Consider the following 17,064-nt stretch of genomic DNA (forward strand, 5'->3'; position numbering starts at 1 on the left):
CGGGTCTTCGAATCGCATCAAAAATTGATGCGCAAACGCCCGCTTTCGCATCAGACCCCGCTCAGATCGCCACCAGCGCCCGCACGCCGTCGCGCTCCATGTCGCGTCCTGCCCCGCGCGCCACCACCTCGCCGCGCTCCATCACCAGGTACTGGTCGGCCAGTTCGGCGGCGAAGTCGTAGTACTGCTCCACCAGCAGGATCGCCATGTCGCCGCGCTGCGCGAGGCGCCGGATCACGCGGCCGATGTCCTTGATGATGCTGGGCTGGATGCCCTCGGTGGGCTCGTCCAGGATCAGCAGTTTTGGCTTGCCGGCCAGCGCCCGCGCGATGGCGAGCTGCTGCTGCTGGCCGCCGGAAAGATCCCCGCCCCGCCGCCCCAGCATCTGCTTGAGCACCGGGAAGAGCTCGTACAGCTCGGCCGGAATCGGCGCCTTGCCCGGCAGCTTGGCCAGGCCCATGCGCAGGTTCTCCTCGACCGTGAGACGCCCGAAGATCTCGCGCCCCTGCGGCACGTAGCCCAGGCCGGCGCGCACGCGCTCGTAGGGCGCGGCGCGCGACAGCTCCTGGCCTTCGAGCTTCACTTGCCCGCTCTTGATCGGCACCACGCCCATCAGGCTCTTGAGCAGCGTGGTCTTGCCCACGCCGTTACGGCCCAGGACGACGGTGACCTCGCCGCGCCGCGCCTCGAAGGCCATGTTGCGCAGGATGTGCGAGCCGCCGTAGAACTGGTTCAGGCCCTCGACCTGCAGCATCGCTTCGTGTCTTTTCTCCGTTCGCCCTGAGCTTGTCGAAGGGCTTGCGGCCCGGCTATGTGGCAGGGCTTCGACAGGCTCAGCCCGAACGGTGTCTTTTGCCTCGACTGAAGCATTTGGTTCAGCGCCCAAGGTACACCTCCACCACGCGCTCGTCGTTCTGCACCTGCGACAGCAGCCCCTCGGCCAGCACGCGGCCCTCGTGCAGCACCGTCACCTGGCGGCGCCCCTGGGTGAGCTGGTCCACGAACTTCATGTCGTGCTCCACCACCATCAGCGAGTGTTCGCCGGCCAGCGACAGAAACAGCTCGGCCGTGCGCTCGGTCTCCTCGTCGGTCATGCCGGCCACGGGCTCGTCCAGCAGCAGGAGCTTGGGGTCCTGCATCAGCAGCATGCCGATCTCCAGCCACTGCTTCTGCCCGTGCGACAGCAGCCCGGCCAGGCGCTGCGCCGAAGGCTTCAGGTGGATGCGCTCCAGCATCGCGCCGATGCGGTCCAGCTGCTCGCCGCTGAGCCGCGAAAAGAGGCTGGCGCGCACGCGCCGGTCGGCCTTGAGCGCCAGTTCCAGGTTCTCGAAGACGCTGAGCTCCTCGTAGACCGTGGGCTTCTGGAACTTGCGGCCGATGCCGATCTGCGCGATCTCGTTCTCGCGCAGGCGCAGCAGGTCGATGTTGCTGCCGAAGAAGACCTGGCCCTGGTCGGGCGCGGTCTTGCCGGTGATGACGTCCATCATCGTGGTCTTGCCCGCGCCGTTGGGGCCGATGACGCAGCGCAGCTCGCCCACGTCGATGGACAGGCTCAGCGCGTTGAGCGCCTTGAAGCCGTCGAAGCTCACCGTCACGTCCTCGACATACAGCGCCACGCCCTTGGCGAAGTCCGGCACGCCGTGGGCCATGGGGCGGCCGAAGCCGGCCGCGCGCCCGCCCGAGCCGCCGGCGAGCTTCTGCTGGTGTGCGGCGTAGGCGCGCGCACGGTCTTCCATCAGGTCGGGCGTCATGCCTTTTCCTCCTTCCTGAAGCGGCGCACCAGGCCGACGATGCCCTGCGGCATGAACAGCGTCACCGCGATGAACAGCAGGCCCAGGAAGTACAGCCAGTATTCGGGAAAGGCCTGCGTGAACCAGCTCTTGGCGCCGTTGACGAAGAAGGCGCCCACGATCGGCCCGACCAGCGTGGCGCGCCCGCCCACCGCGGCCCACACCGCGATCTCGATGGAGGCGGCCGGCGACATCTCGCCCGGGTTGATGATGCCCACCTGCGGCACGTACAGCGCGCCCGCCACCGCGCACATCACCGCCGACAGCGTCCAGATCGCCAGCTTGTAGGACAGCGGGTCGTAGCCGGTGAAGCGCACACGGTTCTCGGCGTCGCGAATGGCCTGCAGCACCCGGCCGAAGCGGCTGTGCACCAGCGCGCGCGCCAGCAGGTAGAAGCCGATCAGCACCAGCCCCGTGACGACGAAGAGCACCATGCGCGTGGTGGGCTGCGCCAGCGGCACGTCGAGGATGCGCTTGAAGTCGGTGAAGCCGTTGTTGCCGCCGAAGCCGGTCTCGTTGCGGAAGAACAGCAGCATCGCGGCGTAGGTCAGCGCCTGCGTGATGATGGAGAAGTACACGCCCTTGATGCGCGAGCGGAAGGCGAAGTAGCCGAACACCCAGGCCAGCAGCCCCGGCACCGCCAGCACCAGCAGGAGCTGCAGCACCAGGGAATCGCTCCAGGCCCAGTGCCAGGGCAGCTCCTTCCAGTCCAGGAACACCATGAAGTCCGGCAGCTCGCTCTTGTAGTTGCCGTCGCGACCGATCTGGCGCATGAGGTACATGCCCATGCCGTAGCCGCCCAGCGCGAAGAACAGGCCGTGGCCCAGCGACAGGATGCCGGTGTAGCCCCAGACCAGGTCCATGGCCAGCGCGCAGATGGCGTAGCACATGATCTTGCCGATCAGCGCCACGGCGTGGTCCGGCAGGTGCAGCGGGTGCGAGGCCGGCAACATCAGGTTCAGCAGCGGCGCCAGCACCAGCACCGCCATCAGCGCCGAGCCCACCGTGAACCAGCCGCGCGTGCCCAGCAGCAGGCCGCGCCGCGGCGTGAGGCCTATCGGCTCTTGAAGTACGGCGCTCATTTGTAGTCTCCGTTCGCCCTGAGCTTGTCGAAGGGCTGCATGCCAGCCGGGCCGCGGGGCTTCGACAGGCTCAGCCCGAACGGGGAACTCAACAACGGCCTCATGCTTCCCTCCCCTTGAGTGCGAACAGCCCCTGCGGCCGCTTCTGGATGAAGACGACGATGAACACCAGCACCATGATCTTGGCCAGCACCGCGCCGGTTAAACCTTCAAGGAGCTTGTTGAGCAGGCCCAGGCCCAGCGCGGCCCAGACGGTGCCGGCGAGCTGGCCCACGCCGCCCAGCACCACCACCATGAAGCTGTCCACGATGTAGCCCTGGCCCAGGTCCGGCCCCACGTTGCCGACCTGGCTGAGCGCGCAACCGGCCAGCCCCGCCAGCCCCGCGCCCAGCGCGAAGGCCCAGGTGTCGACGCGGGCGGTGTGGATGCCCACGCAGGCGGCCATGCGGCGGTTCTGCGTCACGCCGCGCACGAACAGGCCCAGCCGTGTCTTCGAAATGAGCAGCGCCACGCCGGCCAGCACCAGCGCCGCGAACACGATGATGGCCAGCCGGTTGTAGGGCAGCGTCAGGTTGCTCGCCAGCGCCACGCCGCCGGAGAGCCAGTCCGGGTTCTCGACCGGCACGTTCTGCGCGCCGAACAGCGAGCGCACCGCCTGCATCAGCACCAGGCTGATGCCCCAGGTCGCCAGCAGCGTTTCCAGGGGACGGCCATAGAGCCAGCGAATGATGAACCGCTCCAGCACCGCGCCGACGGCGGCGGCGGCCAGGAAGGACACGGGAATCGCCACCAGCACGTAGGCGCCGAAGAAGTCGGGCAGCCAGGCGCGGAAGGCGTTCTGCACCACGTAGGTGGCGTAGGCGCCGATCATGATCAGCTCGCCATGCGCCATGTTGATCACGCCCATCAGGCCATACGTGATCGCCAGGCCCAGGGCGGCCAGCAGCAGGATCGAGCCCAGGCTGAAGCCGGTGACCAGCACGCCCGCGCGCTCGCCCCAGGCCAGGCGCGACTCGATCTGCCGCACCGCGCCCTGCAGCACAGTGCGTAGCTCGGGGTCGGTCTCGACGTCCAGGCGCTGCAGCAGCAGCGCGCGCACGGCCGGCTCGCCGCTGCCGGCCAGCAGCCGGGCCGCCTCCAGGCGCCGGGCACGCTCGGGCGAGGCCACCAGCACCGCCGCGCGCAACTGGCCCAGCTCCGCCTTCAGGCCGGCGTCCTTCTCGGCTTCTAAAGCCTTGTCGAGCAGCGGCAGGCGCGATTCGTCCGCCTCGTCGCGCAGCTGCTTGATGGCGGCGGCGCGCGCGGCGCGATCCGGTGCGAACAGGTTCAGCGCGGCGAGCGCGGCCTGCAGCTCGCGGCGCATGCGGTTGTTGTTGGTGACGTCCTGCGCGTCCTCGGGCAGCGCCACCGGTGCTCCGGTGGCGGCATCGACAGCTTGGCCGTCACGGACGATGAGGACGCGCTCCGGCGAGACGCGCACCGCGTCACCGAGCAGGGCCTGCACGAAGGGCGCCAGCGCCGGGTCGTCGCCCTGCGCCAGCGCGTCTGAAAGCGCCTGGGCGCGCGCGTCGTTGTCGCCCTCGGCGATGGCGCGCGCCTGGGGCTGCGTCAGCGCGTGAGCACTGAGGCCCAGCCACGCCAGCAGCAGCGCCAGGAGGCATCTGGTGAGCCGGTTCATGTTCTCCCGCCTGTGGTTGTTGTTCCGCCCTGCGACGATGGCTTGGTTTTCACGCTGGAGCCCGAAGGCTGAGATGCCCTGCCCCCTCTCCCGCTTGCGGGCGAGGGGATGGCGACGCGTCGGCATCCGGGATGCTGAGGAGACTTGGTTGCCCCCGCGACTTACTTCGCCGCCGCCACCTTCTCCGGCTCGTCCTTCTTCTTGTCGTTGCCCGGGATGTACGGGCTCCAGGGGCTGGCCTTGACCGGGCCGGGCGTCTTCCACACCACGCTGAACTGGCCGTCGGCCTTCACCTCGCCGATGAACACCGGCTTGTGCAGGTGGTGGTTCTTCTCGTCCATCTTGGCCACGAAGCCGCTGGGCGCCTTGAAGGTCTGGCCGGCCATGGCGGCGATCACCTTGTCGGTGTCGGTGCTCCTGGCCTTCTCCACCGCCTGCTTCCACATGTGCACGCCGATGTAGGTGGCCTCCATCGGGTCGTTGGTCAGCGGCTTGTCCTTGTGGCCCGCGATGTTCTTGGCCTTGGCATAGGCCGCCCACTTCTTGGTGAACTCGTCGTTGGTGGGGTTCTTCAGGCTCATGAAGTAGTTCCACGCGGCCAGGTGCCCGACCAGCGGCTTGGTGTCCACGCCGCGCAGTTCCTCCTCACCCACCGAGAAGGCCACCACCGGCACGTCCGTGGCCTTCAGGCCCTGGTTGCCCAGCTCCTTGTAGAAGGGGACGTTGGAGTCGCCGTTGATGGTGGAGACCACCGCCGTCTTCTTGCCCTCGGAGGAGAACTTCTTGATCTTGGCGATGATGCTCTGGTAGTCCGAATGGCCGAAGGGCGTGTACTCCTCCAGGATGTCGGCGTCGGGGATGCCCTTGGACTTCAGGAAGGCGCGCAGGATCTTGTTGGTGGTGCGCGGGTAGACGTAGTCGGTGCCCAGCAGCACGAAGCGCTTGGCGCTGCCGCCGTCCTTGCTCATCAGGTACTCGACGGCGGGAATGGCCTGCTGGTTGGGCGCGGCGCCCGTGTAGAACACGTTCTTGCTCAGCTCCTCGCCCTCGTACTGCACGGGGTAGAACAGCAGGCCGTTGAGCTCTTCATAGACGGGCAGCACCGACTTGCGGCTCACCGAGGTCCAGCAGCCGAAGGTGACGGCCACCTTGTCCTGGCTGATGAGCTGGCGCGCCTTCTCGGCGAACAGCGGCCAGTTGGAGGCCGGATCGACCACCACGGGCTCCAGCTTCTTGCCCAGCACGCCGCCCTTGGCGTTGATCTCGTCGATGGCCATGAGCACCGTGTCTTTGAGCACGGTCTCGGAGATGGCCATGGTGCCCGACAGCGAGTGCAGCACGCCGACCTTGATGGTGTCGGCCGCGTGCACCGGCAGCGCCGTAGCGACCAGCGTGCCCAGCGCGACGGCGCCCAGCGCCAGATTGAACCCGCGACGATTTGCGTTCATGTGCTTCCCCTCGTGGCGCCCCGCGTCGGGGCCGTTGCTCAAGATGGGAAGCAGTGTCGAAGGCCGGACCCCGCGCCGGAATACGACAGGCTGCGTAGTTCCGGGCGGGGTACGACAAATGGCGTAGCTCTATCTCAGATCGCCCCCACGCTCCCCGTCACCGGCAGCACGATGCCGGTGATGTAGCCCGCACACGCCGGCGCGGCCAGGAACACGTAGGCGGGCGACAGTTCCTCGGGCTGCGCCGCGCGCTGGAACTCGGTGCTCTTGCCGAACTTCGCCACCTTCTCCGCCGGGGAGTCGGCCGGGTTCAGCGGCGTCCACACCGGCCCGGGCGCGACGGCGTTGACGCGGATGCCGCGCTTGAGCACGTTGGAGGCCAGCGACTTGGTGAAGGCGTGGATCGCCCCCTTGGTGGTGCTGTAGTCCAGCAGCTGCTGGCTGCCTTCCAGCCCGGTGATGGAGCCGGTGTTGATGATGGAGCTGCCTTCCTTGAGATGCGGCAGCGCCGCCTTGGCCATGTGGAAGTAGCCGTAGATGTTGGTGCGCATCGTCTCGTCAAAGCGCTCCTCGGTGATGTCCTCCAGGTTCTCGGCGTGCTCCTGGAACGCGGCGTTGTTGACCAGGATGTCGAGCTTGCCGAGTTCCTTGACCGTCCGCTCCACCGCCTGCTTGCAGAAGCTGGCGTCCTTCACGTCGCCGGGAATGAGGATGCAGCGCCGCCCTTCCTTCTCGACGCAGCGCTTGGTTTCCTCGGCGTCCTCGTGCTCGTTGAGGTAGACGATGGCCACGTCCGCACCCTCGCGCGCGTAGAGCACGGCCACGGCGCGGCCGATGCCCGAGTCGCCGCCGGTGATGAGGGCGGCCATGCCCTGCAGCTTCTCGCTGCCCTTGTACTGGGGCGCCTGGAACTGCGGCTGCAGCTGCAGCTCGGCCTCGATGCCCGGCTTCGCTATGTGCTGCGCCGGCATGTCCTTGGGCTGCTCGCGCGCGCCGGTCTGCGGGATCTGCTGCTCGCCGCCGCCACCCTGCTGGGGCTTGCGGTTGTCCTTCTGGTCCTGCTGCTTCTGGATGCCGCGGTGCTTCTCGGCCGTGGCTTCGCCGGCTTGCTTGGAGGGGGTGTCGCCTTGCTGTTTCATGGGGGGCTCCGTAGGGATGGGTACGGGGCCTGGGCGGCAGGTGGTGTGCCTGTCGGAAGGGGCTCAGGCCGCAAGGCGCTTCACCCGCCGAACGAATTCATGCAAACGACCCCGGCCGCGCAGCGCCTTCACTCCCCAGCGCACGCTGGACGGCCTTGCCGACGAACAGCCGCCTCACCGCCCTATCCCGCTCCCGGTACAGCAGCCCCAGCGCGATCAGCGCCCCGAAGAGCAGCTGGGACTGCCCGAAGCTGGCCCAGGTGAAGGCCAGGTCGCGAACCGAGGGCCACATCAGGGAGCAAAGCAAAAAGGACAGCACCAGCAGGAGCAGCAGGCGCTGGCGCAGCGCCGCCTGCCCGTGCTCCAGGATCAGCGCCGCCAGCAGCGGAAAGGCCGCCGCCATGACGCCGTAGTGATGCTCCCAGGCGATGGGCGAGGCCATGGTGAAGCTCAGCCCCGCGATCATCAGGTCCACCACGCTGGCTTCGCGCTCGCGCCAGCGGTACAGCAGCGCTGCGCCGATCAGCAGCGCCGAGGACAGCAGCGTGGCGACGTGGACCACGGCGTTGTAGGGCGGGAAGACGTGCTCGTCCCACGTCAGCGTGTTGCCGTTGCCCAGCAGCCGGTGCAGCAGGCCGTTCACCGACTGGTTGGCATAGAAGGCCTCGCCGTAGCGGCTCATGAACGACAGCACCGGGAAATAGTCCAGGTTGTCGCGCCAGCCGAAGAAGCCGATCGACAAGGCCGCCCCGGACAGCGCCACCGCGCCCCAGCCCGCCACGAAATGCCATTGCCGCCGCAGCAGGGCCCAGGGCAGGAACAGCGCGAGCTGCGGCTTGAACAGGCAGGCCAGGCCGATGAGCGCCCCGGCCCACCCGGGCCGCCCGTACATCCACGCCAGGCAGGCCAGCGAGAACCAGGCGTTGATCCAGGTCTGCACCTGGCCCAGGCGGTATGCGCTGAGCATCGGGTAGAAGCACAGCGCCATCAGCGCCGCCGCGGCCCACACCCCGGCCAGCGCCGGCCGGCCCAAGGTCGCAGACAGCCGCGGCCTGAAGGCGAGATAAGTGATCTGCGCCACCGCCAGCACCTGCAGCAGCACACACACGAAGCCCACCCGGTTCAGCCAGCGCCGGTGCGGCTCGATGCCCAGCAGATCCGCGAACTGCAGCGGCAACAGGCTGGTGAGCGGGTACTGGAATTTCACCTGGCCCTGGAAGAACAGCACCTGGTACAGCGGCTCGCTGTGCGGCGCATGCACCGCCGCATAGGCCTTGAACATCGGGCGCCAGGAGTCGGCCATGGCGCTGCGATACACCCAGTCCAGCACCGGGTCCAGCGTGGAACGGTGGTACGCGAGCTGGTGCAGTGCCTCGATCAGCAGTACCGCCGCCACCGTCAAGACCAAGGTCCACCTCGGAAAGCCCCAGCGCGCACGCCGCATCTCCATGGCTTCTCCCCGTTGTTGGCCGGTACGGCGTGACGCCTCACGCCGCCGCGCAGTGTGGCGCTGAGCCCCTGGACGGCGCCACGGCCGCGCGCTCCTGTATTTGCAGGCACTTCTATTCCGGTTGTTACCGCACCCCAGCCGGCCGGAGCCCATGCCGGCCGCGCCGGCATCGCCCGGCGGCCAACGGGTCCGCGCCCGCCGCTGGACAGGAAAATGCCGCGCCACGGACGAAAAACTCCCAATTCCCAAAGGACCCAAAGGACGCCCGCATGCCCCTGCACGGCCATTGCCTCTGCGAACAAATCGGATTCGAGCTGAGCAGCGACAGCTACAAGCTCTATCAATGCCACTGCTCGCTGTGCCGCCGCCAAAGCGGTTCATCCGCCAACGCGGCGGCCATCGTGGCGGACAGCCAATTTCGCTGGCTGCGTGGCACGGCGCTGATTTCCTCCTGGGTGAAACCCTCCGGCTTCCGCGCCGATTTCTGCTCGGTGTGCGGCTCGCCGGTGCCGAATCCGTTGCGCGGCCTGCCTTATGTCTGGGTGCCGGCCGGGTTGCTGGAGGACGGCGGAAAGATTGAAGTCATTGCCCACCTGTGCATGGCATCGAGGGCAAATTGGGATTCGAGCATCCCGCAAGGCGCGTGTCATGAAGCGATCCCAGACTTCGCCGCATTCATCGCCGCGCTGCGGCCTGACGCCACCTGAATTTCGCCTGCATCGGATACCACCATGGAACTCAAGAACGTCGTGCCCTGGGGCCGCTCACTCGCCGAATACCAGGCGATGTTCGCGCTGTCCGAGGATGATTTGAGCAAGAGAATCCTCGGCTGCGGCGACGGGCCGGCCAGTTTCAATGCCGAGGTGACGGCCAAAGGCGGCAGCGTGATTTCCTTCGATCCGGTCTATGCCTTTTCAGCGGAACAACTCCGGAGCCGGATCGCCGAGGTCTATCCGACCATCATGGAGCAGTTGGCCCGCAACAGTCAGGACTATCTCTGGGATTCCGTCACCAGCGTGGAGCACGTGGGGCGGCTGCGCATGCAGGCCATGGACCAATTCCTGGCCGACTACGAAACCGGCCTGAAGCAAGGCCGCTATGTCCAGGCCGCGCTGCCCGCATTGGCGTTTGAAAACCAGGCTTTCGACCTTGCGCTGTGCTCCCACTTCCTGTTTCTGTACAGCAGCCAGGTATCGCGCGAGGCGCACCTGGCCGGCGTGCGGGAACTGTGCCGGGTGGCGCGGGAGGTGCGCGTTTATCCCTTGATTTCGCTGGAGGGCGCGCCGTCGCCGCATTTGCCAGCGGTCATGGAGGCGCTGCAGGCCGAAGGTTTCGAAGCTCGCCTGGCGCCCGTGCCGTACCGGTTCCAGAAAGGCGCGACCGAGATGCTGGTGCTGCGGCGGGCCTGAATGCCGTGGCCGCCCGGCCGGGTGCCGCAGCGGTCGCCTGGAGGCCACCGCGTAAAACAACAACTCACCTTGACCGAGATTTCCTTGAACGCCCTCACCATCCGCCACGCCACCCTGGCCGACCTCCACACCGTCGCCGCGCTGTTCGATACCTACCGGCAGTTTTATGAGCAGCCCGCCGACCTGGAATTGGCGAAGTGTTTCATTCACGACCGCCTGGCGAACGGGGAATCCGAAATCCTGCTGGCCCTGGATGCGGTGGAAAAAGCCATCGGCTTCTGCCAGCTCTACCCCACCTTCTGCTCCGTGGAAGCCAAGCCCATTTATTCGCTGTACGACCTGTTCGTGGTGCCCAAGGCCCGCCGCCTGGGCACCGGCCGCGCGCTGCTGCGCGCCGCCGAGCAATTGGCCCGCGAGCGCGGCAAGGCGCGCATGGATTTGACGACGGCCAAGACCAACCGGGCGGCGCAGTCGGTTTACGAATCGCTGGGATGGGTGCGGGACGAGGTGTTTTATGCCTATAACAGGCATATCACTGCCTGAGTCATTTTGAAGCTGATGAAATGGAGTGAGGCGCTATAGCCCGGCTCCTCCTACAGCCACGGCAATTTGTCCAGTGCCCCAAGTCATGGCCCGTTCCGTCAGTCGGCCGCATTTTCCCCAATGCCGGCCTGCTGGTACTGTGGCAAGGTCAATGCCTCCCAAGATAATGGAGGGAAGCATGGCTTACGTTGCCGTGAATTACATGAGCAATCCCAAGGCACCGGTCGGCAAATGGGCTTGCGCGCCAAGTTCCAGCCTGGACCCGTTCACGGAAGTACCGGCCGGCACAGTCACCAAGGCTCCGGATCTTTGCGGCCAGTGCGTTTCCTACGTGAAAAAGGTTTGCCCTTCCCTGCCTGTCACGGGCAGTTGGAAAAAGGGAGCCGCGGTCAAGGACAACAAGGCCATCGTGCCCGGCACGGTCATTGCCACCTTCAATGCCGCTGGCAAATACGAGGGCCACGCGGCCATTTACGTCAGCCAGAACGCCTCAGGGATCAACGTGTACGACCAATATGTCACGCCACCCACGCCCAAGGCCGTCGGTCCTCGGCTGTTGCGCTGGGGCGCACACGGCAATTCCAACAACGGGAACAATTTTTATGTCGTGGAGTAGCCGCACGGCGGCTTGCCTAGCGCTGATGGCGGCTTGCTGCACGAGCCCAGCCATTGCAGCGGGCGTTTGTCCGGCGCGGGAGGGCCAGCCGCTTCTTTTTGTGCAGGTCTTCGATGGGCCGCCGGAAGAATTGGCAACGCTGGTGCCCGATGTGGCGACGGAACGGTCGGGCTATTGGCAACTGGGCTACGTGTACGACGCCGGCCGGATGGTGACGATCCGCTGCGAATATGTGGACAAGCAGAGCGTGGACGTGAAGCTGGCCGACCGGGTCGAGCGCTGCGATTACTCGATCCGTGGCAGGAACAGGCTCAAGCTCTCTTGCCATTGAATGGCCGTGAGAGCCGTCGCTTCAAGCAGCGGTATTTGTAAGGGGCTGGCACACGACCTCTTCATGATGGCCGCCAAATGCCGAATACCGGGAGATCAGCCCGGAGACCCCTTTCCATGGCCCCAAACCGCCCGCGTGCCACCCAGACCCCGCTTGGCAGCCTCATAGCCGGCCGCCTGGCCGGCGCCTATTTCCACGACGCCTGGAGCGTGCGGGCCGGCGATCAGCAACTCTCGGCTTTAGGGCAGTTCCTGAAAATGATGTCCGGCACGCCACGCTGGATCGAGCACTGCATGGCGCTGCGCAACCGGGTGGTGGCCAAGCTGGGGCTGAAGTATCTCGGCGGCTTTTCGAATTTCGACCGGACCAAGGCCGAAGCTGATTACCGGCCGGGCGATCGGGTCGGCTTATTCACGCTTTTCGAGCGCACGCCCGACGAGGTGTTATTGGGCGACCGGGATAAGCATCTGGACGTGGTGCTGTCGTTGTACCGGCAGCAAAGCGGCCCGGATGTGACGCTCACCGTCACGACGGTGGTGCATGTGCATAACTGGCTGGGGCGGATTTACATGCTGCCGGTGGCGCCGATGCACAAGGTGATTGCGCCGGCGACGATGAGGCATTTGGCCTTGCCTTGAAGCATGAGACCAGCCTTAGCCCCCCATCGCCCCCGCCATCGGCCCCAGCCTTTTCACCACCAGCGCCGCCGCCGCCGTCCGGGTTTCCACACCGAGTTTGTCGAACACATGCTCCAAATGCTTGGTGACGGTGCGCGGGCTGGTGCCCAGGATGTCGCCGATATCCCGGTTGGTTTTGCCTTGCAGCACCCAGTAGAGCACCTGCGATTCGCGCGCCGTCAGGCCAAAGGCGGGGCCCAGGGCCGCGATGACCGCGGCGTCGGACTGCTCGCGCAGCACCAGCAGCCATTCGCCCTCGCCCGCCACCTCGTGCAGCACGAAGGTGAGCCGGCGCGGGCCCTGCGTCACCGACAGCGTCGCGCCCAAGGCCGGCTGGGCCTGCAGCCAGTGGCGGATCGGGGCCGGGGCCACGCTGGGGCCGGCGGGCGGCGCCGCGTCATTGAAATATTCGGCCAGCAGGCGCCGCGCCAGCGCGGTCTGCCACACCAGGCGGCCGTCGCGGGCACGCACCACCACGCTGGCATGGCCGAAGGCGTCCAGGGCGTTGCGCGCCTGGCGCTGCGAGCGCGCGCTGTGCAGATGCGCCGCCATGCGCGCCAGCACCTCGCTCGTGCGCACGGGCTTGACCACGTAGTCGTTGCCGCCGGCGGCGAAGGCCGCCACCAGGTGCTCGCTCTCGCTCAGGCCGGTCATGAACACGATCGGCGTGGCGGCGGTGCGCGGGTCGGCGCGCAGGCGGCGTGCCACCTCGAAGCCGTCCATGCCCGGCATCACGGCGTCCAGCAGCACGATGTCGGCCTGCGCTGCCCGCGCCAGGGCCTGCTCGCCCGAGGTCGCGACCAGCACCGTGTAGCCGCTCTCGTCCAGCGCGTCATGCAGCAGCGCCAGGTTGTCCGGCACGTCGTCTACCACCAGCACCACGCCGGCACCTCGGTCCAGCTCAGGCGGCTCGTTGTTCATCTTGGTCTTCCAGGGTCTTGCGCAGGGCTGCGCCCAATGCGTCCAGCTCGAAGCGCTGCAGCAGCGCGTGCAGCGGCGCCACGAAGGCGGCGCCATGGGTGTGGTCGGATTCGGCAATGCGCTCCAGCGCCTGGCGCACGCCGCGCACATGGCCCAGGCGCAGGGTTTCATTCAGGGCGTGCAGGAGAGCGGGGTCGGGGCGCCAGGCGGGGCCGCGCAGCACGGGAGATTCACTTGAAGCAGCCCGATCCGCATTCCGTTCTTCCTGATGCTTCGATACCTCAGCACAGGGCGCGCCCTGCGGGCGCGTCGAAGGATGAACGGCCCCTGCCGGGGTGCCGCCATCGCAGCCTGACGGCTTCGCCCTTCGATACCTCAGGGCGAACGGGTCACTGGGTTCCGGCAATGCCATGGAACAGGGCTGTGCCTGCGCGGGCACTTCTTCGATCCACGCCAGGTTCAGCCGCCGCTCCAGCCAGTCCAGCAGATCGTCCACGCGCACCGGCTTGACGAAGAAATCGCCGGCGCGCACGCCCGGGTCGTTGTCCAGGCCGCGGTCGAAGGCGTTGGCCGAGACGATGGCCACTGGCGCGTCGTCGGGCAGGCCCAGGGCGCGCAGGCGCTGCAGGGTCTGCCAGCCGTCCAGACCCGGCATTGCCAGGTCCATGAAAAGGGCGTCCGGCCGCAGCGCCGGCCACAGCGCCAGCGCCTCCACGCCGCTGGCGGCCTGGTGGATCTCGAAACCCAGCGGCTGCAGCAGGTGCAGCAGCAGCTCGCGATCCGCCTCCTCGTTGTCCACCACCAGCAGGCGCCGGCGCGGGCCGAGGTAGCCCCTGCGCGCACCGCGCACGGCCTGCGGTGGCGGGGCGTCCACCTCGGGCAGGAACAGTTTCAAGGTGAAGGTGCTGCCCTCGCCCGGGCTGCTGCGCGCGGACAGCTCGCCGCCCATCAGCCCGGCCAGCATGCGCGAGAGGGTCAGGCCCAGCCCCGTGCCGCCGGCGGCGGCGCTGCCGCGCTCGAAGGGTTCAAAGATGCGCTCCAGCTCCGACGCGCTCATCCCGGGGCCGCTGTCCTGCACCTCGAACCACGCCATCTGCCGCGCGTAGCGCGCGCGCAGGCAGACGCGGCCGGCGGCGGTGAACTTCACGGCGTTGCCCAGCAGGTTGATCAGCACCTGGCGCAGCCGCCGCTCGTCGGCACGGGCCCAGGCCGGCAGCGCCGGGTCAATCTCGGTCCTGAAATCCAGCCCCTTGGCCAGGGCCTGCAGCTCGAACAGGTGCGCGATCTCGGCGACGGCCTCGCGCAGCGCCACCGGCTTCACCTGCAGCCGCACCCGGCCGCTCTCGATGCGCGACAGCTCCAGCGTGCCTTCGATCAGCGACAGCAGGTGCTCGCCGCCGCGGCGGATCACCTGCACCGCGTGCCGCCGGCGCGGCGGCAGGCTGGCGTCCTCCTCCAGCAGCTGCGCATAGCCCAGGATGCTGTTGAGCGGCGTGCGCAGCTCGTGGCTGACGGCGCTGATGTAGCGGCTCTTGGCCTGGTTCGCGGCCTCGGCTGCCTGCTTGGCCTGCTGCAGTGCGGCGTCGGTGCGGCGGTGCGCCTCGATCTCGCGCTGCAGCGCTGCGGTCTGACGCCGGCTCTCCTCCTGCGCCAGGGTGCGGCTGCGCTGCGCCAGCACCAGCCACCACAGCACGAGCCCCGCCAGCGGCAGCCCAAGCAGCGCTTCGCCGATGAAACTGCCGCCGCTCTCGGCATGGCGGTGCAGCAGCCACAGCGCCAGCGTCAGCAGCGGCGCGCCGGGCAGCGCCGCCAGCAGCCAGGGTGCCAGGCCGCGCTCCAGGTACGGGTGCGCGGCGCGCGGCAGCAGCGCCCGCAGCAGCCGCTCCCACTGGTGCGACAGCCGCGCGTGCGGCTTGCACAGGTCGCCGCAGCGCGCGTCCAGCGTGCAGCACAGCGAGCAGATGAACCCCTGATAGGCCGGGCAGCGCGCCATGTCGTCGCCCTCGTAGCGGCGCTCGCACACCACGCAGCGCACCGTCTTCAGCGGCCGGGCCGGGTCCGACGCGGCGGTGGCCTTGTCTGCCTCCTGCGGCGTGCCCGCCAGGTAGAAGCGGCCCCGTGTCGCCCAGGCCAGCAGCGGCGCGGCCACCAGGGCGGTGAGCAGGGCGATCAGCGCCGAGAAGGCTTGCGCCAGCGCGCCGAAGGCGCCCAGGTGCGCGGCGATGGAGAGCAGCGAGGCCAGCCCCATCGCGCCCAGGCCCACCGGGTTGACATCGTGCAGGTGTGCGCGCCGGAACTCGATGCCCGGCGGCGACCAGCCCAGCGGCTTGCTGACCACCAGGTCCGCCACCACGGCCATGATCCAGGCCACGGCCACGTTGGCGAACAGGCCCAGCACGTGGCCCAGCGCCTGGAACACGTCCATCTCCATCAGCGCCAGCGCGATCAGGATGTTGAACAGCATCCACACCACCCGCCCCGGATGGCTGTGCGTGGCGCGCGAGAAGAAGTTGGACCAGGCCAGCGACCCCGCGTAGGCGTTGGTGACGTTGATCTTGAGCTGCGACACCACCACGAACAGCGCCGTGGCCGCCACCGCCCAGCCGTAGTGCGAAAACACGAACTCGTAGGCCGCCAGGTACATGCGGCTGGGATCGACCGCCTGGTCCGCCGGCACCATGTGCGAGATCGCCAGGTGCGCCAGCAGCGCCCCGCCCAGCATCTTCAGCACGCCCGGAATGACCCAGCCCGGGCCGCCCATCAGCACCGCCGCCCACCAGCGCCAGCGTTCGCGCCGGCCGGGCTGCTGTTCGGGCATGAAGCGCAGGTAGTCGGCCTGCTCGCCCATCTGCGTGATCAGGGCGATGCCCACGGTGGTGGCGGCGCCGAAGCCGAGCCAGCTGAATCCGGCGCTGCCGTCGGCGCCGGCGTGGCGCATGAAGCTGTGCAGCAGCCCGGGCTGCTCGCGCAGCACCACCACGTAGGGTGCGATCAGCATCAGCAGCCACAGCGGCTGGGTCCAGAGCTGCAGCCGGCTGATGGCGGTGACGCCATGCGTCACCAGCGGGATCACCACCAGCGCGCAGAGCAGGTAGCCCCAGGCCGGCGGGAGGCCGAACACCAGGTCCAGCGCGTAGGCCATCACGGCGGCTTCCAGCGCGAAGAAGGTGAAGGTGAAGCAGGCGTAGACCAGCGAGGTCACGGTCGAGCCCAGGTAGCCGAAGCCGGCGCCGCGGGTGAGCAGGTCCATGTCCAGGCCGTGGCGCGCGGCGTAGGCGCTGATGGGCAGCCCGGCCAGGAAGATCACCAGCCCCGTGACGAGGATCGCCAGCGCCGCATTGGTGAAACCGTGCTGCACCAGCAGCGTCGCGCCCACGGCCTCCAGCACCAGGAAGGAGGAGGCGCCGAAGGCGGTGTGGGCCACGCGCCAGGGGCTCCAGCGCCGGAAGGCGCGCGGCGTGAAGCGCAGCGCGTAGTCCTCCATCGACTCGCGCGCGACCCAGGCGTTGTAGTCGCGCCGGATCTTCACCACGCGCTGCAGCGGCTCGCCGTTGGTGGATGCGGCGGCGGACGGGGTGGGGGAAGGCGGGGCACTGCGCATGGTCGAGCGCCCTGCTCTTCAAGAACCGCACCAGCCGGGTCCGGCCGCTGGCATCGGTCCTGCAAGAAGGCGCGCCATGGAACTCACGCCCCGCGAGAAAGACAAGCTGCTGATCTTCACCGCCGCGCTGCTGGCCGAGCGCCGCCGCGCCCGCGGCCTGAAGCTCAACCACCCCGAGGCCGTGGCGCTGCTGAGCGCCGCCATCATGGAAGGCGCGCGCGACGGCAAGTCCGTGGCGCAGCTCATGGGCGAAGGCAAGACCCTCCTCACCCGCGACGACGTGATGGAAGGCGTTGCCGAGATGATTCCGGAGATCCAGGTCGAGGCCACCTTCCCCGACGGCACCAAGCTGGTGACCGTGCACCAACCCATCGCCTGA

At 68.1% G+C, this 17,064-nt stretch carries 16 protein-coding genes; 7 read left to right on the forward strand and 9 right to left on the reverse strand.

Annotation, left to right across the window (positions count from 1 at the left end):
- Positions 1 to 61 precede the first annotated feature (61 nt).
- The 7 genes from urtE to HHL10_RS26000 form a co-directional block, all read right to left on the reverse strand.
- Positions 62 to 754: an urea ABC transporter ATP-binding subunit UrtE gene (urtE, locus tag HHL10_RS25970; RefSeq protein WP_169163321.1), complete on the reverse strand. Its 693-nt coding sequence runs from the start codon at positions 752 to 754 to the stop codon at positions 62 to 64.
- A 121-nt stretch (positions 755 to 875) separates the two neighbouring features.
- Entirely contained in the window at positions 876 to 1,751 is an 876-nt protein-coding gene (urtD, locus tag HHL10_RS25975; RefSeq protein WP_169163322.1) for an urea ABC transporter ATP-binding protein UrtD, read from the reverse strand.
- Entirely contained in the window at positions 1,748 to 2,872 is a 1,125-nt protein-coding gene (gene urtC, locus HHL10_RS25980; RefSeq protein WP_169163323.1) for an urea ABC transporter permease subunit UrtC, read from the reverse strand. Before urtC ends, urtD begins: the two co-directional genes overlap by 4 nt.
- A gap of 100 nt (positions 2,873 to 2,972) precedes the next feature.
- Positions 2,973 to 4,550: an urea ABC transporter permease subunit UrtB gene (urtB, locus tag HHL10_RS25985; protein WP_169163324.1), complete on the reverse strand. Its 1,578-nt coding sequence runs from the start codon at positions 4,548 to 4,550 to the stop codon at positions 2,973 to 2,975.
- A gap of 161 nt (positions 4,551 to 4,711) precedes the next feature.
- A complete protein-coding gene (urtA, locus tag HHL10_RS25990) occupies positions 4,712 to 5,998 on the reverse strand; it encodes an urea ABC transporter substrate-binding protein (RefSeq protein WP_169163325.1) in 1,287 nt (428 codons plus the stop codon).
- A 134-nt stretch (positions 5,999 to 6,132) separates the two neighbouring features.
- Positions 6,133 to 7,137 (reverse strand): SDR family oxidoreductase, encoded by a 1,005-nt coding sequence (locus HHL10_RS25995; RefSeq protein WP_169163326.1) that lies wholly within the window; start codon positions 7,135 to 7,137, stop codon positions 6,133 to 6,135.
- Between the two features lie 97 nt (positions 7,138 to 7,234).
- Positions 7,235 to 8,587 (reverse strand): glycosyltransferase family 87 protein, encoded by a 1,353-nt coding sequence (locus HHL10_RS26000; protein WP_169163327.1) that lies wholly within the window; start codon positions 8,585 to 8,587, stop codon positions 7,235 to 7,237.
- A 269-nt stretch (positions 8,588 to 8,856) separates the two neighbouring features.
- On the opposite strand from HHL10_RS26000, the gene HHL10_RS26005 reads away from it, so the two are divergent.
- The 6 genes from HHL10_RS26005 to HHL10_RS26030 all read left to right on the forward strand — a co-directional run bounded on the left by HHL10_RS26005 (position 8,857) and on the right by HHL10_RS26030 (position 12,124).
- Positions 8,857 to 9,294 carry a GFA family protein gene (locus HHL10_RS26005; protein WP_205833222.1) on the forward strand — a complete coding sequence of 146 codons (438 nt, stop codon included), beginning with the start codon at positions 8,857 to 8,859 and terminating at the stop codon, positions 9,292 to 9,294.
- 24 nt (positions 9,295 to 9,318) lie between these two features.
- Entirely contained in the window at positions 9,319 to 9,996 is a 678-nt protein-coding gene (locus HHL10_RS26010) for an SAM-dependent methyltransferase (RefSeq protein ID WP_169163328.1), read from the forward strand.
- A gap of 84 nt (positions 9,997 to 10,080) precedes the next feature.
- The gene (locus tag HHL10_RS26015; RefSeq protein ID WP_235971801.1) at positions 10,081 to 10,539 is read left to right on the forward strand and encodes a GNAT family N-acetyltransferase; all 459 of its coding nucleotides are present in this window, start codon (positions 10,081 to 10,083) and stop codon (positions 10,537 to 10,539) included.
- 178 nt (positions 10,540 to 10,717) lie between these two features.
- Entirely contained in the window at positions 10,718 to 11,155 is a 438-nt protein-coding gene (locus HHL10_RS26020) for a BPSL0067 family protein (protein ID WP_169163330.1), read from the forward strand.
- Positions 11,156 to 11,180: 25 nt separating this feature from the next.
- A complete protein-coding gene (locus HHL10_RS26025; RefSeq protein ID WP_310734676.1) occupies positions 11,181 to 11,486 on the forward strand; it encodes an STY0301 family protein in 306 nt (101 codons plus the stop codon).
- Between the two features lie 116 nt (positions 11,487 to 11,602).
- Entirely contained in the window at positions 11,603 to 12,124 is a 522-nt protein-coding gene (locus HHL10_RS26030; RefSeq protein ID WP_169163332.1) for a DUF2867 domain-containing protein, read from the forward strand.
- 15 nt (positions 12,125 to 12,139) lie between these two features.
- Here the strand turns inward: HHL10_RS26030 and HHL10_RS26035 are convergent, their stop codons facing one another.
- Positions 12,140 to 13,084, reverse strand: coding sequence for a response regulator transcription factor (locus tag HHL10_RS26035; RefSeq protein WP_169163333.1), 945 nt, complete (start codon positions 13,082 to 13,084; stop codon positions 12,140 to 12,142).
- Positions 13,065 to 16,685 carry a hybrid sensor histidine kinase/response regulator gene (locus HHL10_RS26040; RefSeq protein WP_169163334.1) on the reverse strand — a complete coding sequence of 1,207 codons (3,621 nt, stop codon included), beginning with the start codon at positions 16,683 to 16,685 and terminating at the stop codon, positions 13,065 to 13,067. The genes HHL10_RS26035 and HHL10_RS26040 overlap by 20 nt, the downstream gene beginning before the upstream one ends.
- 76 nt (positions 16,686 to 16,761) lie before the next feature.
- Here HHL10_RS26040 and HHL10_RS26045 point away from each other — a divergent pair, with 76 nt between their 5' ends.
- Positions 16,762 to 17,064 carry an urease subunit gamma gene (locus HHL10_RS26045; protein WP_169163335.1) on the forward strand — a complete coding sequence of 101 codons (303 nt, stop codon included), beginning with the start codon at positions 16,762 to 16,764 and terminating at the stop codon, positions 17,062 to 17,064.

The sequence above is a fragment of the Azohydromonas caseinilytica genome (assembly GCF_012927045.1).
Classification (GTDB): domain Bacteria; phylum Pseudomonadota; class Gammaproteobacteria; order Burkholderiales; family Burkholderiaceae_C; genus Azohydromonas; species Azohydromonas caseinilytica.

Excerpts from the sequence above, each read along its gene's own strand:
- HHL10_RS26025 (WP_310734676.1), top strand. The coding sequence starts at position 11,181 with ATGGCGGCTTGCTGCACGAGCCCAGCCATTGCAGCGGGCGTTTGTCCG.
- HHL10_RS26035 (WP_169163333.1), bottom strand. The coding sequence starts at position 13,084 with ATGAACAACGAGCCGCCTGAGCTGGACCGAGGTGCCGGCGTGGTGCTG.
- HHL10_RS25995 (WP_169163326.1), bottom strand. The coding sequence starts at position 7,137 with ATGAAACAGCAAGGCGACACCCCCTCCAAGCAAGCCGGCGAAGCCACG.
- HHL10_RS26000 (WP_169163327.1), bottom strand. The coding sequence starts at position 8,587 with ATGGAGATGCGGCGTGCGCGCTGGGGCTTTCCGAGGTGGACCTTGGTC.
- urtD (WP_169163322.1), bottom strand. The coding sequence starts at position 1,751 with ATGACGCCCGACCTGATGGAAGACCGTGCGCGCGCCTACGCCGCACAC.
- HHL10_RS26045 (WP_169163335.1), top strand. The coding sequence starts at position 16,762 with ATGGAACTCACGCCCCGCGAGAAAGACAAGCTGCTGATCTTCACCGCC.
- HHL10_RS26020 (WP_169163330.1), top strand. The coding sequence starts at position 10,718 with ATGGCTTACGTTGCCGTGAATTACATGAGCAATCCCAAGGCACCGGTC.
- HHL10_RS26040 (WP_169163334.1), bottom strand. The coding sequence starts at position 16,685 with ATGCGCAGTGCCCCGCCTTCCCCCACCCCGTCCGCCGCCGCATCCACC.
- HHL10_RS26005 (WP_205833222.1), top strand. The coding sequence starts at position 8,857 with ATGCCCCTGCACGGCCATTGCCTCTGCGAACAAATCGGATTCGAGCTG.
- HHL10_RS26010 (WP_169163328.1), top strand. The coding sequence starts at position 9,319 with ATGGAACTCAAGAACGTCGTGCCCTGGGGCCGCTCACTCGCCGAATAC.
- urtB (WP_169163324.1), bottom strand. The coding sequence starts at position 4,550 with ATGAACCGGCTCACCAGATGCCTCCTGGCGCTGCTGCTGGCGTGGCTG.
- urtE (WP_169163321.1), bottom strand. The coding sequence starts at position 754 with ATGCTGCAGGTCGAGGGCCTGAACCAGTTCTACGGCGGCTCGCACATC.
- HHL10_RS26030 (WP_169163332.1), top strand. The coding sequence starts at position 11,603 with ATGGCCCCAAACCGCCCGCGTGCCACCCAGACCCCGCTTGGCAGCCTC.
- urtA (WP_169163325.1), bottom strand. The coding sequence starts at position 5,998 with ATGAACGCAAATCGTCGCGGGTTCAATCTGGCGCTGGGCGCCGTCGCG.
- urtC (WP_169163323.1), bottom strand. The coding sequence starts at position 2,872 with ATGAGCGCCGTACTTCAAGAGCCGATAGGCCTCACGCCGCGGCGCGGC.